Annotated in this window: 22 protein-coding genes and 2 rRNA genes; 13 read left to right on the top strand and 11 right to left on the bottom strand. The window is 65.3% G+C overall.

Annotated features, from left to right (window positions below):
• The first annotated feature begins 28 nt into the window (after window positions 1-28).
• From IOC61_RS12725 to IOC61_RS12705, 5 genes are all read left to right on the top strand, one after another.
• The gene (locus tag IOC61_RS12725) at window positions 29-238 is read left to right on the top strand and encodes a dodecin (protein ID WP_195689170.1); all 210 of its coding nucleotides are present in this window, start codon (window positions 29-31) and stop codon (window positions 236-238) included.
• 102 nt (window positions 239-340) lie between these two features.
• Window positions 341-1,714, top strand: a complete 1,374-nt coding sequence (gene trkA / locus IOC61_RS12720) for a Trk system potassium transporter TrkA (RefSeq protein WP_195689169.1) — start codon at window positions 341-343, stop codon at window positions 1,712-1,714.
• A gap of 28 nt (window positions 1,715-1,742) precedes the next feature.
• Window positions 1,743-3,191 carry a TrkH family potassium uptake protein gene (locus IOC61_RS12715; RefSeq protein ID WP_195689168.1) on the top strand — a complete coding sequence of 483 codons (1,449 nt, stop codon included), beginning with the start codon at window positions 1,743-1,745 and terminating at the stop codon, window positions 3,189-3,191.
• A gap of 129 nt (window positions 3,192-3,320) precedes the next feature.
• Window positions 3,321-4,559 carry a TraB/GumN family protein gene (locus IOC61_RS12710; protein WP_195689167.1) on the top strand — a complete coding sequence of 413 codons (1,239 nt, stop codon included), beginning with the start codon at window positions 3,321-3,323 and terminating at the stop codon, window positions 4,557-4,559.
• A 76-nt stretch (window positions 4,560-4,635) separates the two neighbouring features.
• Window positions 4,636-5,010 (top strand): DOPA 4,5-dioxygenase family protein, encoded by a 375-nt coding sequence (locus IOC61_RS12705; protein WP_195689166.1) that lies wholly within the window; start codon window positions 4,636-4,638, stop codon window positions 5,008-5,010.
• Between the two features lie 10 nt (window positions 5,011-5,020).
• Here the strand turns inward: IOC61_RS12705 and IOC61_RS12700 are convergent, their stop codons facing one another.
• From IOC61_RS12700 to aceK, 4 genes are all read right to left on the bottom strand, one after another.
• Window positions 5,021-5,866: a tRNA-uridine aminocarboxypropyltransferase gene (locus IOC61_RS12700; protein WP_195689165.1), complete on the bottom strand. Its 846-nt coding sequence runs from the start codon at window positions 5,864-5,866 to the stop codon at window positions 5,021-5,023.
• A 53-nt stretch (window positions 5,867-5,919) separates the two neighbouring features.
• A complete protein-coding gene (locus tag IOC61_RS12695; protein WP_195689164.1) occupies window positions 5,920-6,657 on the bottom strand; it encodes an SIR2 family NAD-dependent protein deacylase in 738 nt (245 codons plus the stop codon).
• 74 nt (window positions 6,658-6,731) lie between these two features.
• On the bottom strand, window positions 6,732-7,151 hold the full coding sequence (locus IOC61_RS12690; RefSeq protein WP_195689163.1) for an STAS/SEC14 domain-containing protein: 420 nt from the start codon (window positions 7,149-7,151) through the stop codon (window positions 6,732-6,734).
• An 81-nt stretch (window positions 7,152-7,232) separates the two neighbouring features.
• Window positions 7,233-8,978 carry a bifunctional isocitrate dehydrogenase kinase/phosphatase gene (aceK, locus tag IOC61_RS12685; protein WP_195689162.1) on the bottom strand — a complete coding sequence of 582 codons (1,746 nt, stop codon included), beginning with the start codon at window positions 8,976-8,978 and terminating at the stop codon, window positions 7,233-7,235.
• Window positions 8,979-9,144: 166 nt separating this feature from the next.
• Here aceK and IOC61_RS12680 point away from each other — a divergent pair, with 166 nt between their 5' ends.
• The 4 genes from IOC61_RS12680 (at window position 9,145) to IOC61_RS12665 (ending at window position 12,408) form a co-directional block, all read left to right on the top strand.
• Window positions 9,145-10,314, top strand: coding sequence for a cation diffusion facilitator family transporter (locus IOC61_RS12680; protein ID WP_195689161.1), 1,170 nt, complete (start codon window positions 9,145-9,147; stop codon window positions 10,312-10,314).
• Window positions 10,315-10,442: 128 nt separating this feature from the next.
• Window positions 10,443-11,249 (top strand): pseudouridine synthase, encoded by an 807-nt coding sequence (locus tag IOC61_RS12675; protein ID WP_195689160.1) that lies wholly within the window; start codon window positions 10,443-10,445, stop codon window positions 11,247-11,249.
• Between the two features lie 4 nt (window positions 11,250-11,253).
• Window positions 11,254-12,093 carry a tRNA cyclic N6-threonylcarbamoyladenosine(37) synthase TcdA gene (tcdA, locus tag IOC61_RS12670; protein ID WP_195689159.1) on the top strand — a complete coding sequence of 280 codons (840 nt, stop codon included), beginning with the start codon at window positions 11,254-11,256 and terminating at the stop codon, window positions 12,091-12,093.
• 90 nt (window positions 12,094-12,183) lie between these two features.
• Entirely contained in the window at window positions 12,184-12,408 is a 225-nt protein-coding gene (locus tag IOC61_RS12665; protein WP_195689158.1) for a DUF1653 domain-containing protein, read from the top strand.
• Window positions 12,409-12,530: 122 nt separating this feature from the next.
• Here the strand turns inward: IOC61_RS12665 and bfr are convergent, their stop codons facing one another.
• From bfr to lptF, 5 genes are all read right to left on the bottom strand, one after another.
• Window positions 12,531-13,013, bottom strand: coding sequence for a bacterioferritin (bfr, locus tag IOC61_RS12660; RefSeq protein ID WP_195689157.1), 483 nt, complete (start codon window positions 13,011-13,013; stop codon window positions 12,531-12,533).
• 101 nt (window positions 13,014-13,114) lie between these two features.
• Complete coding sequence (locus IOC61_RS12655) at window positions 13,115-13,321, bottom strand: (2Fe-2S)-binding protein (protein WP_132043567.1); 207 nt, start codon at window positions 13,319-13,321, stop codon at window positions 13,115-13,117.
• Window positions 13,322-13,434: 113 nt separating this feature from the next.
• On the bottom strand, window positions 13,435-13,911 hold the full coding sequence (locus tag IOC61_RS12650) for an RDD family protein (protein ID WP_195689156.1): 477 nt from the start codon (window positions 13,909-13,911) through the stop codon (window positions 13,435-13,437).
• 15 nt (window positions 13,912-13,926) lie between these two features.
• Window positions 13,927-14,991: an LPS export ABC transporter permease LptG gene (gene lptG, locus IOC61_RS12645; protein ID WP_195689155.1), complete on the bottom strand. Its 1,065-nt coding sequence runs from the start codon at window positions 14,989-14,991 to the stop codon at window positions 13,927-13,929.
• On the bottom strand, window positions 14,988-16,070 hold the full coding sequence (lptF, locus tag IOC61_RS12640; protein ID WP_195689154.1) for an LPS export ABC transporter permease LptF: 1,083 nt from the start codon (window positions 16,068-16,070) through the stop codon (window positions 14,988-14,990). Before lptF ends, lptG begins: the two co-directional genes overlap by 4 nt.
• 136 nt (window positions 16,071-16,206) lie before the next feature.
• Here lptF and IOC61_RS12635 point away from each other — a divergent pair, with 136 nt between their 5' ends.
• The 4 genes from IOC61_RS12635 to IOC61_RS12620 all read left to right on the top strand — a co-directional run bounded on the left by IOC61_RS12635 (window position 16,207) and on the right by IOC61_RS12620 (window position 22,729).
• Complete coding sequence (locus tag IOC61_RS12635; RefSeq protein WP_195689153.1) at window positions 16,207-17,739, top strand: leucyl aminopeptidase; 1,533 nt, start codon at window positions 16,207-16,209, stop codon at window positions 17,737-17,739.
• 306 nt (window positions 17,740-18,045) lie between these two features.
• Window positions 18,046-19,146 carry a branched-chain amino acid aminotransferase gene (locus IOC61_RS12630; RefSeq protein WP_195689152.1) on the top strand — a complete coding sequence of 367 codons (1,101 nt, stop codon included), beginning with the start codon at window positions 18,046-18,048 and terminating at the stop codon, window positions 19,144-19,146.
• A gap of 192 nt (window positions 19,147-19,338) precedes the next feature.
• Complete coding sequence (locus IOC61_RS12625; protein ID WP_195689151.1) at window positions 19,339-19,785, top strand: DNA polymerase III subunit chi; 447 nt, start codon at window positions 19,339-19,341, stop codon at window positions 19,783-19,785.
• Between the two features lie 100 nt (window positions 19,786-19,885).
• Window positions 19,886-22,729, top strand: a complete 2,844-nt coding sequence (locus tag IOC61_RS12620) for a valine--tRNA ligase (protein ID WP_195689150.1) — start codon at window positions 19,886-19,888, stop codon at window positions 22,727-22,729.
• 384 nt (window positions 22,730-23,113) lie between these two features.
• On the opposite strand, the gene rrf is transcribed toward IOC61_RS12620, so the two are convergent.
• A 5S ribosomal RNA gene (gene rrf, locus IOC61_RS12615) occupies window positions 23,114-23,229 on the bottom strand.
• A gap of 83 nt (window positions 23,230-23,312) precedes the next feature.
• Window positions 23,313-23,400: ribosomal RNA gene (locus IOC61_RS12610) — 23S ribosomal RNA — on the bottom strand; the annotation flags it as partial.

The following is a 23,400-nucleotide window of genomic DNA, read 5'->3' as shown; positions in this document are numbered from 1 at the left end:
TCACCAATCGACACGTGCAGGAGGAATCATGAGCAGCAACCATATCTACAAGCATGTCGAGCTGACCGGCTCCTCGGAGGAGGGCATTCAGCAGGCCATCGAGAGCGCCATCGGCAAGGCCAGCGAGAGCCTGCACGGCATGCGCTGGTTCGAGGTCATCGATACTCGCGGCCATATCGAGCATGGCCGGGTGCAGCACTGGCAGGTCACCATCAAGGTCGGCTTCACCCTGGACTGATCCCGGCCCCTGTCCTTCCCGTGGCGGCTGGTTTAGGCTAGCTGCCACGTGCTGCGGCGCACCAGCTGTCGCCGCCCCTCGACCCAGCGGAACCCTCACGCGATGAAGATCATCATTCTCGGCGCCGGCCAGGTCGGCGGTACCCTGGCCGAACACCTGGCCCGCGAGGAGAACGACATCACCGTCGTCGACACCGACGGCGACAAGCTGCGCGAACTGCATACCAGGCTCGACATCCGCACCGTGGTGGGCCCCGGCTCCTACCCCATGGTGCTGCGTCAGGCCGGCTGCGAAGACGCCGACATGCTGATCGCGGTGACCAGCCAGGATGAGGTCAACATGATCGCCTGCCAGGTGGCACACACCCTCTTTCGCACCCCGACCAAGATCGCCCGGGTGCGGGCCACGGCCTATCTTACTCGCCGCGGGCTGTTTGCCCACGAGGCGGTGCCCATCGATGTGCTGATCAGCCCCGAGCAGGTGGTCACCGACCATATCCGCCGCCTGATCGAATACCCCGGCGCCCTGCAGGTGCTGGAGTTCGCCGGTGGCCTGGTGCAGCTGGTGGCGGTCAAGGCGGTCTACGGCGGCCCCCTGGTGGGCCAGGACCTGGCCTTCCTGCGCCGCCACATGCCCAGCGTGGACACCCGGGTGGCCGCCATCTACCGGCGCAACCGTCCGATCATCCCGCGGGGCGATACCGTCATCGAGGCCGATGACGAGGTCTTCTTTATCGCCGCCCGGCGCGATATTCGCGCGGTGATGAGCGAGCTGCGCCGCCTCGACCGCGACTTCCGGCGCATCATGATCGCCGGCGGCGGCAATATCGGCGAACGCCTCGCCGAGCACCTGGAACACAGTCACCAGGTGAAGATCATCGAACACAGCCTGAAGCGCTGCACGGTGCTCTCCGAACGCCTCGACCGCACCGTCGTCCTGCACGGCAGCGCCACCAGCAAACGCCTGCTCGAGGAGGAGAATATCGAGGAGTGCGACATCTTCTGTGCCCTGACCAACGACGACGAGGTCAATATCATGTCGTCGATGCTAGCCAAGCGCATGGGGGCGAAGAAGGTGCTGACGCTGATCAACAATGCCGCCTATGTCGACCTGGTCCAGGGCGGCGAGATCGACATCGCCATCTCGCCCCAGCAGGCCACCATCGGCAGCCTGCTGACCCATGTGCGCCGTGGTGATATCGTCAACGTCCACTCGCTGCGCCGCGGCGCCGCCGAGGCCATCGAGGCCATCGCCCATGGCGATATCCAGTCATCCCGGGTGGTGGGGCGCTCCATCGGCGAGATTGATCTTCCGCGGGGCTCCACCATCGGCGCCATCGTGCGTGGCAAGGAGGTGATGATCGCCCATGATGATGTGGTGGTGGAGTCCGGCGACCATGTCATCCTGTTCGTGATCGACAAGCGCCGCATCCGCGATGTGGAGCGACTGTTTCAGGTCGGGCTGACCTTCTTCTGATAGCCCACGACGCAAGGAGAGCCGTCCGATGAGCCTGCGCATGACGCTGCGTATCCTGGGGCTGCTGCTGATGCTCTTCAGCCTGACCATGATGCCGCCGATCCTGATCTCGCTGCTGTTCGCCGACGGCCAGTGGGATGCCTTCGCCGTGGCCATCGGCATCACCGTGGCGACCGGCGCCCTGATGTTTCTGCCCAACCGCCGCGCCCTCAAGGAGCTGCGCACCCGCGATGGCTTCCTGATCGCGGCGCTGTTCTGGAGCGTGCTCGCGCTGTTCGGCTCGCTGCCGCTGATGCTGGCCGGCGAGTCGGCGCTCACGCTGACCGATGCGGTGTTCGAATCCTTCTCGGGACTGACTACCACCGGCGCCACCGTGATCACCGGCATCGACCACCTGCCCGAATCGATCCTCTACTATCGCCAGCAGCTGCAGTGGCTCGGCGGCATGGGGATCGTGGTGTTGGCGGTGGCGATCCTGCCGACCCTGGGGGTCGGTGGCATGGCCCTCTATCGCACCGAGATTCCGGGCCCGCTCAAGGACTCCAAGCTGACCCCGCGCATCACCGAGACCGCCAAGGCCCTGTGGTACATCTACGCCTCGCTGACCATCGCCTGCATGCTCGCCTACATGGCCGCCGGCATGGACTGGTTCGACGCCCTGGGGCACAGCTTCTCCACCGTTGCCATTGGCGGCTTCTCGACCCACGATGCCAGCATCGGCTATTTCGACAGCGCCGCCATCGAGCTGATCTGCGTGTTCTTCCTGCTGGTATCGGCGGTGAGCTTCAGCCTGCACTTCATCGCCTGGCGGGAGCGCAGTCTGCTGCACTACTTCGAGGACCCCGAGGCACGCTTCCTGCTGCTGTTCCTTGCCGGCCTGACCACCATCGCCGCCGTTTCCCTCTGGCTGACCGGCACCTACGAGACCGAGCTCGGTCTTCGTCATGCCCTGTTTCAGGTGGTCTCGGTGGCCACCACCACGGGCTTCGCCGTCACCGACTTCTCGCTGTGGCCCGGCGCCCTGCCCTTCCTGCTGTTCATGGCCGCCTTCGTGGGAGGCTGTTCGGGCTCCACCGCCGGCGGCATGAAGGTGATCCGCATCATCCTGATCCTCAAGCAGGGCATGCGCGAGGTGATGCGCCTGATCCACCCGAGTGCGGTGATCACGGTAAAGATCGGCAGGGTAAGCGTGCCGGACGGCATCGCCCAGGCGGTATGGGGGTTCTTCTCCGTCTACGTGATGCTGTTCTTCCTGATGCTGGTGGGGGTGATGGCCACCGGGGTCGATCAGGTGACCGCCTGGTCCACGGTGGGGTCGGCGCTCAATAACCTGGGGCCGGCCCTGGGCGAGGCCTCGGCCCACTATGGCGATCTGCCCGACCTGGCCAAGTGGATTCTGGTGCTGGCCATGCTGCTGGGCCGCCTGGAGATCTTCACCGTGTTGGTGCTGTTCACCCCCGCCTTCTGGCGCCGCTAGCCGAGCCGGGACGCAGGGCTGTCGCCGTTAGCGTCAATCTGCGATGGCCCTGAGCCGAGACACAGGAGGTTTGGCCCGGCGGGAGCGTTCGTGGATAATTGACCCCTCACTTCTTCGAGCCGAGCCCCCATGACCGAGACCCAGGCCCCCATGCCGACACGCCCGGACGACACCACCAGCGGTCCCCAGCGGGTCCTGCAGATCGGCGGGACCCGCTATACCCTGCTCGGCACCGCCCACGTCTCCGCCGAGAGCGCCGAGGACGTGCGCCGACTGATTCGCTCGGGTGAGTTCGACGCCGTGGCCATCGAGCTGTGCGACTCCCGCCACCATAGCCTCACCAATCCCGATGCCCTGGCGGAACAGGATCTGTTCCAGGTCTTCCGCCAGGGCAAGGCCGGCGTGGTGGCCGCCAGCCTGGCGCTGGGCGCCTTCCAGCAGCGGCTCGCCGAACAGTCCGGCATCGAGCCCGGGGCCGAGATGCGCGCCGCCCTGGAGGAGTCGCAGCGGGCGGCATTGCCGCTGCTGCTGATCGACCGCGATGTCGGCGTGACCCTCAAGCGCATCTATCACAACGTCCCCTGGTGGCAGCGCTTCTCGCTGTTCTCGGGGTTGCTGGGTAGCGTGCTGTCGCGCAAGGAGGTCTCCCCCGAGGAGGTCGAGCGCCTCAAGGAGGGCGACGTGCTGGAGTCCACCTTCAGCGAATTCGCGGCCGAGTCAGAGAGCCTCTATACCCCTCTGATCAGTGAGCGTGACCGCTACATGGTGCTGCGCCTGGCCGAGGAGGCGCCGCCGGGGCGCTATCGCAATGTGCTGGTGGTGATCGGTGCCGGCCATATGCAGGGCATGGCCGATCACTTCGCCGACGAGTTGCCGCCACAGCCGGCCGAGGAGCGCCAGCGACTCGAGGCCACGCCGCCGCCGTCGAAGATCTGGAAGGCACTGCCCTGGGTGATCACCGCCCTGGTGCTTACCGGCTTCGCCATCGGCTTCTCGCGCAATACCGACCTGGGTTGGCAGCTGGTGGCGGAGTGGTTCCTGATCAACGGAGTGCTCTCGGCGGGGGCCACCCTGGTGGCCCTGGCCCACCCGTTCACGGTCATTGCCACCTTCTTCGCCGCGCCGCTCACCTCGCTCAACCCCACCATCGGGGCCGGTTTCGTCGCGGCCGGGGTGGAGCTCTACCTGCGCAAGCCCAAGGTGCGCGACTTCTCCACGCTGCGCCACGATGTCACCCACCTCAAGGGGTGGTGGCACAACCGGGTGTCACGCACCCTGCTGGTGTTTCTGACCGCCACCCTGGGCTCCGCCGCCGGTACCTGGATCGCCGGTTTCCGCATCGCAGGCACCCTGTTCGGCAGCGGCTGACCCCAGCCAGCGAACCTGATCACAATGGCACCCAGACTGACCGAGATCGCCACGAGACACCCGACAGGGGAGTGATATGTCTGACCAGACGGCCGACGGCCTGATCGATACAAGCGTCATTCGCTACTACCACGCGCATCTTTACTACTCGGATGCAGATGGCCTGGCCCAGGCCAGGCGCCTCGCCAGCGCCTGCGCCATGCACTTCGATATTCAGGTGGGCCGCTTTCATGAACGGCCGGTAGGGCCGCACCCTGTGGGGAGCTGCCAGCTCTCCTTCGCACCGGAGCAGTTCGGTGAGCTGGTGCCCTGGCTGGCCCTCAATCGCGGCGACCTGGATGTCTTCGTACACCTCGGCAGCGATGACGACCTCTTCGATCATACCCAGGGCGCCATATGGCTTGGCCGCTCCCACGATCTGGCGCTGGAGATCTTCTCGGACAACGGCTGAGGCGGTGGAACTACTCTTGGCCTGCCAGCAGACGCCGCATCGCCGCCGTCGGCGCCTCGATCTTCTCGAAGCGCCGGCTGGCGGCATAGCACTCATTGAAGGCGTCGAAATAGTCGTCCAGAGCCAGGGCGGCATCCTCGTCGCCCCCCTGTCGCAGCAGTTCGGCGGCCACCTCGGCGGTGCACAGATGTGAGCTGGAGGCGGGCTTGCGCAGCCGGTAGCGCGTCAAGCGCTCCGTGCGCAACGGCAACACCGGCAGGGCATCCAGATAGGGGCTCTTGCGGAAGATCCGTCGCGCCTGGCGCCAGGTACCATCGAGCAGCAGATAGACGGGAGTGCGACCCGCCGCCCGGGATTCGGTCACGGCGTCGATGTCGACCACGCGCTCGGCATAGTCGGGCTGATCATCGGGAAAGACCACGAAGGGAGCGAAGCGCTTGTCGTTCAGCAGCGCCAGCAGGCGCTCGTCCGGCGCGGTGCGATACCAGGTGAAGACCTCGGTATCGGGCAGCACATCCTGGATCAGCCGTCCGGTATTGGTAGGCTTGAAATGCTCCATGGAGTGGGTCAGCAGCCACACCCGGGCGTAGCTTCTGGCCTGCACTCGATAGGGACACAGGCAATTGAGCATCGGCAGGTTGCACCCCGGGCAACGCTCGACGAAGCTCCCTCGCGCCTTGAACTCGCGGCGTGGTGGGCGTGGGTGACCGGTTCCGGGGTCACGAGTAGACCCGGTTCCGGGGTCGCGGGTGAGCCCGGTTCCCGGGTCGCGGGAAAGCCCAGCCCGAGGAGCGTTCGCCGGCGGGGTCTCGGGCTCGTGAAACGTCTCGGACTCGTGAGGGAAGTCGTCCTGCATGATGGCCTGTCCGGGGAGAAATCGGGGGCGCATTCTAGCATGCCCCTGGCGCCTCACTCCTCCAGCAGCGCCTCGGGTACCCACAGCCGCCCCTCACGCCGCCAGTGCCGGACAAGCGCCGGCACCCCCCTGCCGGCAGGCTGGCTGAGATGGGCCACACCGGGAGGTGCCAGCGCCTCGGCCTCGGGGTCGACCAGCACACAGCCGGCGTCGAAGGGAGCATGCTGGAGCAGTGAGGCGGCCGGCATCACCTCGAGCGAGGTACCCACCACCAGCACCAGGTCGGCCTCGGCCACGATTTCGCAGGCCTCGGGGAAGTGGGGCACATCCTCGCCGAACCACACCACATCGGGGCGCAGCTGGCTGCCCTTGTCACACACATCCCCCAGGGCGATGCCGCCACGCGGCAGCGGATAGTGCATGCGGCGATCCACCGTGGATCGCGCCTTGAGAATCTCACCATGCAGATGCAGGACATGCCGGGAACCGGCCCGTTCATGCAGGTCATCGATGTTCTGGGTAATGATGCTGACCCGAAAACCCTGCTGTTCCAATGCCGCCAGGGCCTTGTGGGCGGCATTGGGACGCGCTCGACGCACCTGCTCTCGCCGCGCATTGTAGAAGGCCAGCACCCGGGCGGGGTCGCGCCGCCAGCCACCGGGGGTGGCCACCTCCTCGACGGGGTGGTTGGCCCACAGACCATCCGATGCACGAAAGGTCTGGATGCCGCTCTCGGCACTGATTCCCGCTCCTGTCAGCACCACCAGATGGGGTGCGCGCCGCTCACCCATTCCATCACCTCTCGACACCGACTCTCTCGAAACTACCATCTCGGCCAGGTATCGACCAGCGAGCGTGATCCGGCTCAGGCGCCGTGATAGCCATCCTCCTCCGGGCTCTCGTGGGCTCCCCTGGGAAGCTCGGCCGCCCAGGCCATGGCGGCGGCATGGTCGCGCTTGGCGAAGGTCTGGATCTCCAACGCGCGGAAGAGGCGCTCTTCCAGATGGGCGACATGTTTCAGCCAGGCCTGGTCGGTGACCACGGCCACACGGTGGTAACGCTTCAGGTCACCGAGCTGGGTCAGACCATAACCGACATCCTTGAGCAGCGCACCGAGGGTCATCCAGCGCAGGTTATCGATTTCGACCACCATGCTGACCAGCGGATGGTTCTGCTTGGCGGCCTCGATGGCATCGATGGCACGCTGCAACTCGCTTGCGGTGACGACGCCTCCCGCCTTCATCGCCACGACATGCCCTGCCGAGTGAGTAATCAGATCCAGCATGACGTTCTCCTTGGGTTGAGATCCCGACGGATTGCCACCAGGGGGCTTCACGCTCCTTCAGCATAGCGCGCCACGCCTCGGCTAGTGGACCAGGCCCGCGTTTTCGACGCCGCTGAAGCGCTGCTTGTTGCGATAGGGGTAGACGTCGATGACGCGGCCGTCGAGGACCGCCCGCTGCAAGCCCTTCCAGTAGTCGGCATCGAACAGCTCGGGGTGGAGCCCGTAGAAGAGCCGCCGCAGGTGAATATCGGCAAACAGGAAGGGGCCGAACTCCTCGGGGAAGATATCGTTGGGTCCCACCGAGTACCAGGGCTCATCGGCCAGCTCCTGTTCGGGGTAGAGCGGTTCGGGGATATGCCGGAAGTTGCACTCGGTGAGATAGCACACCTCATCATAGTCGTAGAACACCACCCGGCCGTGGCGGGTCACGCCGAAGTTCTTGAGCAGCATATCGCCGGGGAAGATATTGGCGGCGGCCATCTGCTTGATGGCATTGCCATAGTCCTTGAGCACCGCCCGGGTCTCCGCCTCGTCGCACTGCCCGAGATAGAGGTTGAGCGGGGTCATCATGCGCTCGGTATAGCAGTGCCTGATGACCACCTTGTCACCTCGCAGGTAGACGGTGGAGGGGGCGACCTCCAGCAGGTGTGTTAGGCACTCGGGATCGAAGTGATCCTGGCGGGCGATGAAGTTCGAGAACTCCTGGGTATCCGCCATGCGCCCCACCCGGTCGTGCAGCTTGACCAGGCGATACTTCTCGCGCACGTTCTCGCGGCTCATCGACTTGGAGGGGTCGAAGCGGTCCTTGATGATCTTGAAGACGGTGCGATACGAGGGCAGCACGAAGACCGCCATGACCATGCCGCGGACTCCCGGGGCGATAATGAAGCGATCATCGCGGCGTGCCACCTGACGATTGAGACCGCGAAAGAACTCGGTCTTGCCATGCTTGAAGAACCCGATGGCGGCGTAGAGCTCACCCTCCGGCTTGTCGGGCATCAGCTCCTGAAGATAGTGCACGAACTCGCTGGGCACGACGACCTTGACCTGGAAGTAGGCTCGCGTGAACGAGAAGATGATCGAGACCTCATCGGGCTCGATCAGTACGGTATCCAGAGAGAGTCCGGCTCCCACTTCGTGAAGCACCGGCAGTACCAGCGGCACCTGTTCACCGCCGCCCAGCACCCGACCGACCAGGTACGCCCCCTTGTTGCGATAGAAGACACTCTTGATCAGCTCGATCTCGGCCTCGGGGTCATCGCGGATGGTATCGGGCAGCAGCCCCCGGAGCACCTCCCCTCCCTGGGCCGCATCCTTTTCCAGGTCGATGAAGGGGGGCTCCAGACGCCCCCCCCCCAGGGCCCAGCGCAACCCGGCGGTCCAGTCCCCCTGGACCCGAACACGACGACACAGGGTCAGCCCGGAGAGACGTGCCGCCCGCTCCCGCGAGCTATAGACGAACATCCACTCGTTGCGGATATGGCGGTGATGGAAGAGCGAGCAGAACATCGAGTTGAAGTAGGTCTCGGCCAGCTCGTAATCCAGCCGCTGATCGATCAGTCCTGCATAGTGAGTGCGCGCCTCGCGCCAGCACTCGCAGTCGGTCAACAGCTCCTCGCTGAAGCCGCGGCGCAGCCGTTTCAGGGTAGCCTGGACCTTCTCCTCGTAGAGATTGATACGCTCCGCCGAGGCCTGCTGCGCCTCATGCCACGCTCCGGCGGCGAAGCGTCGGCTGGCGTCCGCGGTAATCGCCTTGAAGCGTGAACGGTATTCGTCGAAGCCATGCAGGATGGTGGCGGCGAGGCGATAGGAGGGGGAAAGCGGCATGCATGTCTCCAGACGCTATCAGGCAGGAGTAGAGCATGGCCCGATCCCGTCGCCGTGGCGAGCCGACCATGGTGGCAAGCGACACCGGTTTTCCGCCTTGCATCAATCAGTACCTTTTCGGTACTATTTTCGACCATTGCCTCCTGGAGCCCTCCCGGATTCGCCCATGCAGACCCATCTCGAGAAACACCAGGCCACCCGACGCGTCACCTACCTCTCGATAGGAGCGAACTGCGTGCTGGGCGTGGCCAAGATCATCGTGGGCTGGATCGTCGGCTCCGCCGCGATGGTGGCGGATGGCGTGCACTCCTTCTCCGACCTGGTGACCGATGGCTTCGTGATCGCCGCCTCCCACTATGGCCACCAGGGCCCCGACCATGACCATCACTACGGCCACGGGCGTATCGAGACCCTGGCGACCCTGTTCCTGGGTAGCGTGCTGATCTTCGTGGCCGGCGCGATCGCTTGGTCGAGCCTGGATCGGCTGCTCGCCGACACCCGGATCCCGCCACCCGGCATCTGGGCGATCCTGCTCACCGCCCTGGCGCTGCTCGCCAAGGAGTGGCTCTTCCATGTCACCCGCCGGGTGGCGAAACGCATCGGATCGAAGATGCTCGAGGCCAATGCCTGGCACCACCGAAGCGATGTGCTCTCTACCGGCGTGGTCATGGTGGCGCTGATCGGTAGCCAGTTCGGCGCCGCCTGGATCGATACCGCGGCCGCTATCATCGTTGGCCTGCTGGTCGGCAAGGTGGGCTGGGACCTGCTGTGGGACTCGGGCCGCGAGCTCGTGGACACCGCCCTGCCCGTGGCCACCCAGGAAGAGATGCGCCAGATGGCGATGAGCGTGCCCGGCGTTCGCGGTATCCACGACCTGCGCACCCGCCAGTCGGCGGGCCGCACCATGCTCGACCTGCATGTGGTGGTGTCACCGCGAATCAGCGTCTCCGAGGGGCACGAGATCGGCAACGAGGTGAGTCGTCGCCTGCGCAACGGCTTCCCCGCCCTGACCGACCTGACCTTCCATATCGACCCCGAGGATGACGCCGGCGAGGGGGACCCCAGTCGCTTCCCCGGGTTGCCATTACGCCCCGCGGTCGAGGCTGCCCTGGCCCGGCGCTGGTCCTCTCACGAGGTGTGGCCGGAGATCCGCGAGCTGGAGCTGCACTATCTGGAGGATGCGGTGACGGTGGTCATCTGCCTGGACGAAGGCTATCCCCGGGAGAGTCAGGCGGTGATACGCGACCTGAAGGAACGCGCCGCGGATATCGACTGGCTCTCCCACGTCGAGGTGCGTCGCCTGGCCGACGTCCCCTATCTGCCTGCAAGCAACTGATCCCTCGGGCAGTCCGAAGGCGGCTCGATGGATTGGCAGCAGGCGCCGATGAGGCAACTCTTCACCGGGGATGACATCCCCACGGCTGAAGGCGACAATGGCCGCCCTTTCTGAATCGGACCCGGGCCATGGCGGACGAGCTGCGCATCCTCTATCGCGACGAGCACCTGGCGATCGTGCACAAGCCCGCCGGGCTGCTGGTGCACCGCACGGCCCTGGCTCGGGGTGAGCGCGAATTTCTGCTGCAGCGCTTGCGCGACCAGCTGGGCCAACGGGTCTATCCGGTCCACCGCCTCGACCGCCCCACCTCGGGAGCCATGGTGTTCGCCCTCTCCTCGGAGATCGCCACTCGCCTGGGCGACGCCTTCGCCGAGCGCGATGTCGTCAAGCGCTACCTGGCGGTGGTGCGTGGCACCGGCCCCGAGGCCGAGCACCTCGACTATTCGCTGCGCGAGGAGGACGGCCGCCGCCCCAAGGCGGAGATGCCGGCCCAGGAGTCGATCACCGTGGTGCGCCGCCTGGACAGCGTGGAGCTGCCGGTACAGGTGGATCGCTACCCCCAGAGCCGCTATTCGTTGATGGAGGCATATCCCCTCACCGGACGCCGCCACCAGATCCGCCGCCACCTCTCCCGGCGCGGCTATCCGATCATCGGTGACGCCAAGCATGGCAAGGGCAAGCATAATCGCTTCTTCGCCGAGCAGCTGGACACTCCCCGTCTGCTGCTGGCCGCCGTGGGGCTGGCCTTCCATCATCCTGCCACGGGCCAGCGGCTGCGCGTCGAGTGCGCTCCAGATGGCGCCATGCGCGCGCTGTTCGAGCGGTTTGGCTGGAGCGGCCACCTGCCCCCGGATAACGTAGAGACCCTCTCGCCCACCGAGATCCCCTGGCCCGCCACCGCGGCACCATCCACCGTCCCACCCACGACCCCATGAGACCATGAGCGATCCCATTACCGCCTCTCCCGCCGGCCTCACCGAGAATGACCACGACCTGCGCTTCGGGGGCATCCGTCGTCTCTACGGCGCCCGTGCCTTCGCACACTTCCGCAGCGCTCATATCGTGGTCGTCGGTGTGGGGGGCGTCGGCAGCTGGGCCGTGGAGGCCCTGGCCCGCTCCGGCGTCGGCAGGCTGACCCTGATCGACCTGGACGATGTCTGCGTCTCCAATACCAACCGCCAGCTTCACGCCCTGGACGGTACCGTGGGCCGTCCCAAGGTGGAGGTGCTGGCCGAGCGCTGTCGGGCGATTCAGCCGGGCATCGAGGTCGTGGCCGATACCGCCTTCGTCACCCCCACCAACCTGGCCGAGCGCATCCCCGAGGATGCCGACCATGTGATCGATGCCATCGACAGCGTGGTGGCCAAGGCGGCGCTGATCGCCTGGTGTCGGCGGCGCAAGCTGCCGATCACGGTAACCGGTGCCGCCGGCGGCCAGACCGACCCCACCCGTATCAAGGTGGCCGACCTGACGCGCACCGAACATGACCCCCTGCTGGCCAAGGTGCGCTCGCGGCTGCGCCGCGACTTCGGATTCTCGCGCAACCCCCGGCGGCGCTTCTCGGTGGAGTGCGTCTACTCAGACGAACAGCTGGTCTATCCGGGCAGCGACGGCGAGGTGTGCTACCAGAAGCCGGGCAGCGGCGAGGCCACCCGTCTGGACTGCGCCTCCGGCTTCGGCGCCGCCACCTTCGTCACCGGCAGCTTCGGCTTCGTGGCCGCATCACGCACCCTGGCAAGGCTGGCCAAGCGGGCCAGCAGCCGCCAGAGTGGCGCTTGAGTCTCCTGGGTTCATAGAGTAACCGCGCCACCAACAGCAGCCCTTCTCAGAGTTCACTTCAGAGTTCTTTTCTTACTTCAGGAGAGTGTCATGACCCGCCCACTGCCGGTTCCCGGAATCTACTGCCACTACAAGGGCAACCGTTACGAGGTGCTCGGCATGGCCCATCACAGCGAGACCGAGGAGCCTCTGGTGGTCTATCGCGCCCTCTATGGCGACTACGGCCTCTGGGTGCGCCCCCTCGCGATGTTCAACGAACTGGTCAAGGTGCAGGATGAGCCGGTCCCACGCTTCGAGCTGGAGAAGGCCTTCTGAGACGGACCTGCTCGCGTCGGGAGGCAGAAACGCACACCGGCGCCACCAGGGCGCCGGGAGTCACGATCGATGAGTCTTGAAGGAGCGCTTCGGAGCAGGACCGACGAGGGAAGAGGGAGTGGTTACTCGTCGCCGGCTTCCTGCATCTGCTTGAGCATATAGTTCTCGATGCCAACCTTGTCGATCAGCCCCAGTTCGGTCTCGATATGATCAATATGCTCTTCCTCGTCGGCCAGCAGGTCGCGGAACAGGTCACGAGACACATAGTCCTTGACCTGTTCGCAATACTCAATGGCAGCGATATAGTCGTTGCGGCCTTCATGCTCGATCTTGAGGTCACACTCGAGCATTTCACGCACGTTCTCGCCGATATGCAGCTTGCCAAGGTCCTGAAGGTTGGGAATGCCCTCGAGAAAGAGGATGCGCTCGATCAGCTTGTCGGCGTGGACCATCTCTTCGATGGACTCGTCATATTCCCATTTGGCCAGCCTCTTCAGGCCCCAGTCCTTGTACATCTTGGCATGCAGGAAGTACTGGTTGATCGCGACCAGCTCGTTGCCCAGAGCGCGATTGAGGTGTTCGATAACCTTGCTGTCGCCTTTCATGGATCTGCCTCTCATGACATGGGGGAGTCATCCCCAAGCTTGGCACGCCGCGATGGCGATTGCCAAACCTCGACAGCGGGGAAGCGGAGGTGCCGGCGCCGTTACACCGCGTAGGCAAGATCCGTAGAGGCCTGCATTAGCTCCTCCTTCACCGCCTCGCGGGTCAGGCTCTTGCCGACGCAGGCACACTTGCCGCACTGGGTGCCACAGCCGGTCTCGGCCTGGACCTCGCGCCAGCTACGTGCCCCCTCTTCCACCACCTGGCGGATGCGGCGATCGGAAACTCCCTTGCAGATGCAGACGTACATGCGAATTCCTCGCGTTGGATAGCGAGACAAATGTAAATGATTCGCATAAGGTATTGCAACCGCAACGGGGTCAATGACTGACGCCGGTCAATGCCCGGCGAGCGGGATCAGGGCTAGCGGGATGTCTTGGGGAGTACCACCACCTGGGTCCCCGAGGCGATATCGGGCCAGCTGCGCCGCTCGGCATCGAACAACACCCACAGGTAGCCCAGCCCCAGGGTGGCCACGGAGAGCCAGGCCACCAGATAGCGCACCATGGCCTGGCGCAGGGTGATGGTGCAGCCATCCAGGGTCTGCACCCGCAGCCGCCAGGCCTGCATGCCCAGGGTCATGCCACCACGACACCAGAAGAAGGCGAAGAAGGCGAACGCCGACGCCAGCATGCCAAAGCGCAGGGAAGCGACCTGCGCGACCCCCATCCCGACCTGTTCAGCGGGCAGGCCGATCAGGTGGCGCACCACCAGCAGATGCAACCCGGCCACCAGCAACCAGATGGCGGCTACCAGGAAGGCGTCGTAGAGCATGGCACCCAGCCGGCGGCCGAGGCCGGCGGGCCAGACGTCATCGAGATTGGGCAAGCGGTGTGGCATGACGCTCTCCTTGTCTTAACCGTTGCGGCGCAGCAGGAGAACCCCTACCACGACACAGATAAGGGTCGGTGCCAGTACCGCCCAGGCCGGCGAGAAGCCGAACACCGTGGAGGCCGGTGCCAGCAGGTCCTGCAGATACTTGAACGCCAGGCCGGTGATCACGCCATAGAACACCCGCGTGCCGGCGGCCACGCTGCGCAACGGACCGAACACGAAGGAGGCGGCCACCAGCACCAGCGACCCCATGGTCAGCGGCAGCAGCATCTTCTGCCAGAAGTAGAGCAGCGGCTGGGTGGCCTGTTGTCCCTGGTCGCGCAGGTAGCTGGCATAGGCCCATAGCTCACTCGGCGACTGGCTCTGGACGTCGCGCAACAGCCGCGAAAGCTGCTCCGGGGTCAGCTGGGTATCCCACTCCCGGGTCTCGAGGCGCCGGGCCTCGGTCGCCTGTTCGGTAAATCGTGTTACCGCCACGTCTTCCAGCACCCAGCGCTCCTCCTGCCAGACCGCCCGCGCGGCGCTCATCGCCTCGATCAGGCGCTGTCCCTCGAAGCGGTAACGGGTGAGATCGAGCACGGTATCATCGGCACGAATGGCGCCGAAGCGGTAGAAGCTGTCGCCCTCCCGCTGCCAGCCACCGCGCTCGGTCACCAGGGTACCGGCCCCCTGGATCTTCTCGACCCGCCAGGCGCTGGCAAACTGCTCGGTTCGCGGGGAGACATATTCGGCGATAAACAGCACCACGATCACCACCAGGATGATCGGCTTCATTGCGCCCCAGAGGATCCGCACCAGGGAGCGGCCGGCGGCGCGCATCACGGTGAGTTCATTGCTCGAGGCCATGCCCCCCAGGCCGATCAGCGCACCGATCAGCACCGCCACCGGCGCATACTGGTAGAGCCGCCAGGGCAGGCGCATCAACAGGTAGAGCAGCACCTGCAAGGCGCCATAGTCTCCCTCCACATCGCCCAGGTCGTTGATATAGGTGATCACCAGGTCGAGCCCCAGCAGCACCACCTGGACGACGATGATGGCACCCAGCACGTTGCGTGCCAGGTAGCGGTCGAAGCGATCGGCAATCATCCACTCATCCCCTTGCGCTGGGCGCGTATCGTCATCCACCCGCCCAGCGCCAGGAAGGCACCGTGGATCGGCCACATGCCTATCACGGCCGGCAGATTGCCACGCCCGATGGCATCCAGTGCCGCCAGCAGCAGGCTCAGGTAGGCCACATGCAGGAAGATCGCCGGCAGCAGCTTGGCGAAGCGCCCCTGGCGCGGATTGACCCGCGAGAGCGGCATCGCCAGCAGGGTCAGGATAAACACCATCAGCGGCATGCTTACCCGCCACTGCAGCTGGGCGCGGGCTTCGGGCGAGGCATCACCAAGCAGCTCCCGGGTGGTGGCAAGCTCCGGGGAGTCAAGCTCGCGCAGCGTCTCGGTTCGTGACAGGCGCACCGCATAGGTGTCGAACTCGAGCCGCTCGGCCTGATGCCGGCCAGGCTCGACGCTGTAGCGCTCACCATCGCTCAGCACCAGGAAGCGACTCCCAGTCTCGTCATCCAGCACCTGGTGCCCCCCCTCGGCGCGAGTCACCACGCTCTCGGGAGTGCCATCGCTGCGCCGCTGGCGCTCGCTGATAAAGACGCCGCGCATCTCGCTGCCATCTTCGCTGATCCCTTCGATGTAGGCGGTACGCCCACTACCGAACTCCTGGAAGCGCCCGGGTCCGAGGGTGGAGAAGTCAACGCGGCTGCGCTGATCCTCGAGCAGCGTCTCGGTCTCCAGCGCACCCGCCGGCGTCAGCCACAGGCTGCACAGCCCCACCAGCACAGCCACCAGGGTCGCCGGCACCAGGCTCACCTGCAGCAGCCGGTTGGGGCTGGTGCCGCAGGCCACCAGCACGGTGATCTCGCTGTTCAGGTAGAGCTGGCCATAGGCGAGCAGGATCCCCAGGAAGAATGCCAGGGGCAGAATTAGCTCCAGAAACCCCGGCAGATGCAGCAACATCAGGGTGCCAAGAATGCTGGCGGGGATCTCGCCCTCGGCGGCGTTGCTGAAGTAGCGAATGAAGCGGCTACCCATGATGACCAGCAGCAGCACGCCGGCAACGGCGGCCATGGTCAGCAGGATCTCGCGGGTCAGATAACGAAAGATGATCATGCGGCGTCTGCCATGCAATGGGGCCATGCCTTGGGTACACTGGGCGACACGGCAACGTGTCGGCATTATCCAGAATCCCCCTACGCTTGTAACCCCAATTGCCTGTAACCCCCAACGCTTGTCTTGTGGAGACGCCATGGAATTCCCTGTCAGGACGGGTAGCCCCGCCAAGGTCGAAAGCGCCTGTATCGTCATCCCGGTATTCAAGGACGAGGCTCTGCTGCCCACCGCCGCCCGCCTCAACGACGCCAGCGAGCGCTTGATCACACAGCTGCTCGAGCGTGGTGATTTCGACGCCAGGCTGGGCAACGTGCAGCTGGTTCCCTTCGCGCCGGGTCTCTCCACCGACCGCCTGCTGCTGGTGGGCCTGGGCAAGCGCGAGACGTGTCGGGAAGCGGCCTTCCGCAAGGCTCTGGATGCCACCTTCACCTTCCTGGCGAGCCTGTCGCTGGACGAAGTGACCATGGCCTTCACCGAGGTCCCGTTGACGGAACGCGGCGTCGACTGGAAGGCACGCATGGTTGCCGAGGCCGCCCATCGCGCGCTCTATCGCTTCGAGGAGTTCAAGTCCGAGAAGGCGCCCACGCCACGCCTGGCGCGGGTCGAACTGCTGGCCAACGAGGAGAGTGATGCCAGGGCCGCCGCCGAAGGCGCCCGCATCGGCGATGCCCTGGGCCAGGGCATCAACTACGCCCGTACCCTGGGCAACCTGCCCGGCAATGTCTGCACCCCGAGCTACCTGGCCGAGCAGGCCGAGGCGCTGGGCCAGGACGCCGATGGCGACCTGCAGGTAGAGATCCTCGACGAGGCGGCCCTCGAGACGCTGGGCGCCCATAGCCTGCTTTCCGTGGGCCGCGGCAGCGAACAGCCCTCACGCCTGATCGTCATGCGCTACCAGGGAGCGGATGACCCCGACGAGGCCCCCCATGTCCTGGTCGGCAAGGGCATCACCTTCGACACCGGTGGCATCTCGCTGAAGCCCGGCGAGGCCATGGACGAGATGAAGTTCGACATGTGCGGCGCGGCCAGCGTGTTCGGCACGCTGAAGGCGACCCTCGGCATCCGTCCCAGGGTCAACCTGGTGGCGATCGTGGCCGCTGCCGAGAACATGCCCGACGGCCGGGCCACCAAGCCTGGTGATATCATCAAGACCCTCAAGGGCCTCTCGGTGGAGGTACTCAATACCGACGCCGAAGGCCGCCTGGTACTGTGCGACGCCCTCACCTATGCGGAGCGCTTCGAACCCGCCAGTGTGGTGGATATCGCGACCCTGACCGGCGCCTGCATCATCGCCCTTGGCCATCACGCCACGGGCCTGCTGTCCAACGACGACGATCTGGTCCTGGACCTGCTGGATGCCGGCGAGGCCGCCTGGGACCGCGCCTGGCATCTGCCGCTGTGGGACGAGTACCAGGAGCAGCTCGACTCCAACTTCGCCGACCTGGCCAATATCGGCGGCCGCCCGGCGGGCACCATCACCGCCGCCTGTTTCCTGTCGCGCTTCGCCGACCGCTTTCCCTGGGCCCATCTGGACATCGCCGGCACCGCCTGGGCATCCGGCAAGCAGAAGGGAGCCAGCGGCCGCCCCGTGGGCCTGCTGACCCAGTACCTGCTGGACCGCGAGGCCGATGCCGAGGTGGAGACCAGCATAGACACCAGGGCGGATTGAGCAGAGTGGCCCCGACGTTATCCGTCCACTCAGCGCTCGGGGCTGACCATCGGCAGGGCCGGCCCGCCGAGGGGCGCTGAGCCCCTCGCCTGTGCGCTGCCGGTGCCCCTGGCATAGTTTCTTCTCGTCGCCCTGGCACCGTTGCCCCGCGCTCAGGCCGCGGCGACCCTTTTCAGGACTTGCGTTTTGTTCGCGCCCCCTTTTTCATGGGGTAGACGATGACCTCACGACCCGGGCCACTGCCGGCCCGAGCCCTCTTTACCGACCCGGAGCCCACGGCCCCGGATGTAGCGGAGACCCCTTGCCGTGCCGACTGACACCTTCGACCTGCTTCCCCACGCTGCCCCCACCACCGATGCCATTCGCGAGGATATCCTCGCCAACCCCGGTTTCGGCCAGTACTTCACCGATCACATGGCCCATGTGCGCTGGACCTTGAACGATGGCTGGCACGGCCACAGGGTGCTTCCCTATGGCCCCCTGACCCTGGACCCTGCCGCTGCCGTGCTGCACTACGCTCAGGAAATCTTCGAGGGCATCAAGGCCTACCGGCATGCCGATGGCTCCATCTGGACCTTCCGCCCCGAGAAGAATGCCGAGCGCTTCCGCCGCAGCGCCCGCCGTCTGGCCCTGCCGGAGCTTTCCGACGCGGACTTCATCGGTTCGATCAAGGCGCTGCTGGCCCAGGATCATCCCTGGGTGCCCACGCCGAAGAACGAGGCGGACGAGTGCAGCCTCTACCTGCGCCCCTTCATGATCGCCAGCGAAAGCTTCCTCGGCGTGCGCCCGTCCCATGAGGTCGACTACTACGTGATCGCCTCGCCGGCTGCAGCCTACTTCAAGGGTGGCATCGAGCCGGTCTCGATCTGGCTCACCGAGCACTACAAGCGTGCCGCTCCGGGGGGAACCGGGTTCGCCAAGTGCGGCGGCAACTACGCCTCCTCCCTGGCGGCCCAGAAGGAGGCCAGCGCCAACGGCTGCGGCCAGGTCGCCTTCCTCGATGCCGTCGAGAACAAGTGGATCGAGGAGCTAGGGGGCATGAACCTGTTCTTCGTCTACAAGGACGGACGTATCGCGACGCCTCGCCTGACCGACACCATTCTCGAGGGCGTGACTCGCGACTCGGTACTGACCCTGGCACGCGACGAGGGGCTGACACCCGAGGAGCGCCCGATCAGCATCGACGAGTGGCGTGAAGGCGCGGCCAACGGCGAGATCACCGAGGTCTTCGCCTGCGGTACCGCGGCGGTGATCACCCCGGTAGGAGAGCTGGTCAGCGAACAGGAACGCATCCGCCTGGCGGGCGACAACGGCAACCCCATCGCCAAGCGCCTGCGTGCCAAGCTGCTCGACCTGCAGTATGGTCGTGCCGAGGATACACACGGCTGGCTGACCAGGCTGGTGTAACAGCGAAGTCGCCGCGACGGACCCGCTCAGCGGCTCCGCTGCTATCGCGGCTCTCACCACCGAGGCGAGGGGCGCCGAAGGGCAGGCCGACGCGGAGGTCCTGCGTCAGGGATGGCGTCGGTAGCGTACAGGGAAGTATTCACAGCGCCTCCGCAAAGGCCTGCCACGAGGAGAAGCCCCGGGCAGACTCAGATGACCCAGATCGATTTCTACGTCCTCCCCGACACCACCCTGGAGGCGCGTCTCGACTTCGCCTGCCGGCTGGCCGAGACCATTCAGCGCAAGGGCTACCGGCTGCACCTGCACGCCGAGGATGAAGCCATGGCCCGGGAGCTCGACAAGGCGCTCTGGACCTTCCGAGCCGACGCCTATGTGCCCCATGCCTTGGCCGATGACGCCCTCGCCGAGCAGGTGGCGGTCACCATCGGCTGGGCCGAACCGCCACCCCCCGAGCGCCCCGCCCAGGCGCTGCTCAATCTATCGCCCGGCATTCCCGAGTGGTTCTCGCGCTTCGAGCGTGTCGCCGAGATCATCAACCAGCACCAGGCGGTGCTGACCGCCAAGCGAAAGTGCTGGCAGACCTACAAGCAACGCGGCTACCCGGTCAAGGCGCATCAGCTGCGCAGTCAGTCAGGCTGACGCCGACTACCCCGCCGGGCTATAATTGACCCCATTTTCGTCGCCATTCCTGCCGCCCGGCCATCAGGCCGGCGGTGCCTATTCTGGACCCGAAACGCCCATGGACAAGACCTACCAACCCGAGCAGATCGAATCCCACTGGTATCAGCGCTGGGAGGCCGACGGCCGCTTCGCCCCCTCGGGCGAGGGCGCACCCTTCTCCATCATGATTCCGCCGCCCAATATCACCGGCAGCCTGCACATGGGCCACGCCTTCCAGGACACCATCATGGACACCCTGACCCGCTGGCGGCGGATGCAGGGTCGCAACACCCTGTGGCAGGTGGGGACCGACCACGCCGGCATCGCCACCCAGATGCTGGTCGAGCGCAAGGTGGCGGCGGAAGAAGGCAAGAGTCGCCACGATCTTGGCCGCGAAGCCTTCATCGACAAGGTGTGGGAGTGGAAGCATGAGTCTGGCGGTCATATCACCCGCCAGCTGCGCCGCATGGGAGCCAGCGTCGACTGGAGCCGTGAGCGCTTCACCATGGACAGCGGCTTCTACAAGGCGGTCCAGGAGGTCTTCGTCCGTCTCTACGAGGAGGACCTGATTTACCGTGGCAAGCGGCTGGTCAACTGGGATCCGACACTGCATACCGCGATCTCCGACCTCGAGGTGGAAAACCGCGACCAGCAGGGTAGCTTCTGGCACTTCCGCTACCCCCTGGCCGATGGCGTCACCACCGACGACGGCAAGGATTACCTGGTCGTTGCCACCACCCGTCCGGAGACCCTGCTCGGCGACACCGGGGTTGCGGTCAATCCCGAGGACCCCCGCTATGCCTCCCTGGTGGGCAAGTTCATCACGCTGCCGCTGGTGGGTCGCCGCATCCCCATCGTCGCCGATGAACACGCCGACATGGAGAAGGGTTCGGGTTGCGTGAAGATCACCCCTGCCCACGACTTCAATGATTACGAGGTAGGCCGCCGCCAGAACCTTCCGCTGATCAACGTCTTCACCCAGGACGCCGCCATCCTGGGGCAGGCCGAGGCCTTCGACATTCAGGGCCGTCCACTGGCAGATATCGACCCGAGCCTGCCCGAGGCCTATGCCGGTCTGGATCGCTTCGAGGCACGCCAACGGATCGTCGCCGACATGGAGTCCGCCGGCCTGCTCGAGCAGATCGAGACGGTCAACAACACCCTGCCCTTCGGAGATCGCTCCGGGGATATCATCGAACCGCTGCTGACCGACCAGTGGTTCGTGGCCGTGGAGAGTCTGGCCAAGCCCGCCATAGAGGCCGTGGAGAAGGGCGATATCCAGTTCGTGCCGAAGAACTACGAGAACATGTACTTCGCCTGGATGCGCGACCTCCAGGACTGGTGCATCTCTCGCCAGCTGTGGTGGGGCCACCGTATCCCTGCTTGGTACGACGCCGAGGGCAGCGTCTATGTCGCCCGCAGCGAGGCCGAGGCCCGCGAGCGGCACGGCCTCTCTGCGGAGCTCGAGCTGACTCAGGACGAGGACGTGCTGGACACCTGGTTCAGCTCGGGGCTGTGGACCTTCGGCACCCTGGGCTGGCCGGAGCAGACCGAAGAGCTCAAGACCTTCCACCCCTCCAGCGTGCTGGTCACCGGCTTCGACATCATCTTCTTCTGGGTCGCGCGGATGATCATGCTGACCCTGAAGTTCACCGGCGAGGTGCCCTTCAAGCAGGTCTACGTGCACGGCCTAGTGCGTGACGGCCAGGGCCAGAAGATGTCGAAATCCAAGGGCAACGTGCTCGACCCCATTGATCTGATCGACGGCATCGAGCTGGATACGCTGGTGGAGAAGCGCACCGGCAACATGATGCAGCCGCAGAGAGCCAAGGCGATCGCCAAGGCCACGCGAAGCGAGTTCCCGGAAGGCGTCGAGCCTCACGGCACCGATGCGCTGCGCTTCACCTTCCTCTCCCAGGCCACCACCGGACGCGATATCAAGTTCGACATGGGTCGCCTGGATGGCTACCGCAACTTCTGCAACAAGCTGTGGAACGCCTCACGCTATGTGCTGATGAATGCCGAAGGCGAGGATACCGGCCTTGGCGATGAGCCGGTGACCCTCTCCCTGGCCGACCGCTGGATCCTCTCACGCCTGCAGCAGACCGTGACCCAGGTTACCAAGGCCATGGAGGAGTTCCGCTTCGACCATGCCTCCCAGGCGTTCTATGACTTCGTCTGGAACGAGTACTGCGACTGGTACCTGGAGCTCTCCAAGCCGGTGCTCTGGGATGACAACGCCAGTCTCGATGCCAAGCGCGGCACCCGCCGAACCTTGGTCCGCGTGCTGGAAACCCTCCTGCGCCTGGCCCACCCGATGATGCCGTATATCTCCGAGGAGATCTGGCAGCGTGTAGCGCCCCTGGCCGGCACCTTCCAGGGCGACGACTCCATCATGGCTCAGCCCTGGCCGACTGCCGATGAGGCCCTGCTCGATGAAGGCGCCACCCGCGATATCGAGTGGCTCAAGGGTGTCATCGTGGCGGTGCGTAATATCCGTGCCGAGATGAATATCGCGCCGGGCAAGCCCCTCGACGTCCTGCTGACCAAGGGCGGCACCGCCGATCGCGACCGCCTGGAGGCCAACCGCCTGTTCCTGGCCAAGCTCGCCAAGCTGGAGAGCCTCAGCTGGCTGGATGACCCTCAGCAGGCACCACTCGCGGCCACCCAGCTGGTCGGCGAGATGGAAGTCCTGGTGCCCATGGCCGACCTGATCGACAAGGAGACGGAGCTCGCCCGCCTCGACAAGGAGATCGACAAGCAGGACAAGCTGATCGGCGGCATCGAGAAGAAACTCTCCAACGAGGGCTTCGTGGCCAAGGCTCCTGCTGCTGTAGTGGAGAAGGAGCGTGGCAAGCTGACCGACCTTCAAACCTCCCGTCGTCTGCTGGCGGAGCAGCGCGACAAGATTGCCGCCCTCTAGGCACATCCTGGCGACATCCAAGCCCGGCCATATGGCCGGGCTTTTTCATGCCCAACTGCCCGCCGAGACATCTCTTTCGTTCGGCGGCCCAAACGAAAAAAGCCCCGAGCTCATGATGAGCTCGAGGCTTTTTCCGGTAAGTGCCTGGAGTTATTCCGGCCGTTGTCCCGGGGCGCCGAGCTCCGATGAGCGGCGCCTCGATGGCCGGCATTCCGGGAGGCTGCAGGGGCAGGTCCCTGCCATGAAAAAACCCCGAGCAACTGAATGCCCGGGGTTTTCTCGGTATAAGTGCCTGACGATGACTTGGCCGGCACTCCGGGACTCTCCATGGGGAGGCCCTAAAACGACGAAACCCCGACCATGGGCCGGGGTTTCTGAATAAGTGCCTGACGATGACCTACTCTCGCATGGGGAGGCCCCACACTACCATCGGCGCGGAGCGGTTTCACTGCTGAGTTCGGCATGGGATCAGGTGGTTCACGCTCGCTATGGTCGTCAGGCGAAAAGGGGTGATTCATGCTGAGCCGAGAGGTTTCAAGAGGTACCCGGCGTCGTGGGTCATCACAGACCCCTTGGGTGTTATATGGTCAAGCCTCACGGGCCATTAGTACCGGTTAGCTCAACGCCTTGCAGCGCTTCCACATCCGGCCTATCAACCAGCTGGTCTCGCT

Origin of the sequence: Halomonas sp. KAO, assembly GCF_015595025.1 — a bacterium.
In the GTDB taxonomy this organism is placed as follows: domain Bacteria; phylum Pseudomonadota; class Gammaproteobacteria; order Pseudomonadales; family Halomonadaceae; genus Halomonas.
Note: the sequence above shows the minus strand (reverse complement) of the source record. Positions and strands in the feature narration are given on the sequence as shown.

Excerpts from the sequence above, each read along its gene's own strand:
- IOC61_RS12690 (WP_195689163.1), bottom strand. The coding sequence starts at position 7,151 with ATGCTGGATCTGATTACTCACTCGGCAGGGCATGTCGTGGCGATGAAG.
- IOC61_RS12680 (WP_195689161.1), top strand. The coding sequence starts at position 9,145 with ATGCAGACCCATCTCGAGAAACACCAGGCCACCCGACGCGTCACCTAC.
- lptG (WP_195689155.1), bottom strand. The coding sequence starts at position 14,991 with ATGATTGCCGATCGCTTCGACCGCTACCTGGCACGCAACGTGCTGGGT.
- IOC61_RS12675 (WP_195689160.1), top strand. The coding sequence starts at position 10,443 with ATGGCGGACGAGCTGCGCATCCTCTATCGCGACGAGCACCTGGCGATC.
- IOC61_RS12710 (WP_195689167.1), top strand. The coding sequence starts at position 3,321 with ATGACCGAGACCCAGGCCCCCATGCCGACACGCCCGGACGACACCACC.
- bfr (WP_195689157.1), bottom strand. The coding sequence starts at position 13,013 with ATGAAAGGCGACAGCAAGGTTATCGAACACCTCAATCGCGCTCTGGGC.
- IOC61_RS12705 (WP_195689166.1), top strand. The coding sequence starts at position 4,636 with ATGTCTGACCAGACGGCCGACGGCCTGATCGATACAAGCGTCATTCGC.
- lptF (WP_195689154.1), bottom strand. The coding sequence starts at position 16,070 with ATGATCATCTTTCGTTATCTGACCCGCGAGATCCTGCTGACCATGGCC.
- IOC61_RS12625 (WP_195689151.1), top strand. The coding sequence starts at position 19,339 with ATGACCCAGATCGATTTCTACGTCCTCCCCGACACCACCCTGGAGGCG.
- tcdA (WP_195689159.1), top strand. The coding sequence starts at position 11,254 with ATGAGCGATCCCATTACCGCCTCTCCCGCCGGCCTCACCGAGAATGAC.
- aceK (WP_195689162.1), bottom strand. The coding sequence starts at position 8,978 with ATGCCGCTTTCCCCCTCCTATCGCCTCGCCGCCACCATCCTGCATGGC.
- IOC61_RS12635 (WP_195689153.1), top strand. The coding sequence starts at position 16,207 with ATGGAATTCCCTGTCAGGACGGGTAGCCCCGCCAAGGTCGAAAGCGCC.
- IOC61_RS12695 (WP_195689164.1), bottom strand. The coding sequence starts at position 6,657 with ATGGGTGAGCGGCGCGCACCCCATCTGGTGGTGCTGACAGGAGCGGGA.
- IOC61_RS12715 (WP_195689168.1), top strand. The coding sequence starts at position 1,743 with ATGAGCCTGCGCATGACGCTGCGTATCCTGGGGCTGCTGCTGATGCTC.
- trkA (WP_195689169.1), top strand. The coding sequence starts at position 341 with ATGAAGATCATCATTCTCGGCGCCGGCCAGGTCGGCGGTACCCTGGCC.
- IOC61_RS12650 (WP_195689156.1), bottom strand. The coding sequence starts at position 13,911 with ATGCCACACCGCTTGCCCAATCTCGATGACGTCTGGCCCGCCGGCCTC.
- IOC61_RS12665 (WP_195689158.1), top strand. The coding sequence starts at position 12,184 with ATGACCCGCCCACTGCCGGTTCCCGGAATCTACTGCCACTACAAGGGC.
- IOC61_RS12725 (WP_195689170.1), top strand. The coding sequence starts at position 29 with ATGAGCAGCAACCATATCTACAAGCATGTCGAGCTGACCGGCTCCTCG.
- IOC61_RS12700 (WP_195689165.1), bottom strand. The coding sequence starts at position 5,866 with ATGCAGGACGACTTCCCTCACGAGTCCGAGACGTTTCACGAGCCCGAG.
- IOC61_RS12620 (WP_195689150.1), top strand. The coding sequence starts at position 19,886 with ATGGACAAGACCTACCAACCCGAGCAGATCGAATCCCACTGGTATCAG.
- IOC61_RS12655 (WP_132043567.1), bottom strand. The coding sequence starts at position 13,321 with ATGTACGTCTGCATCTGCAAGGGAGTTTCCGATCGCCGCATCCGCCAG.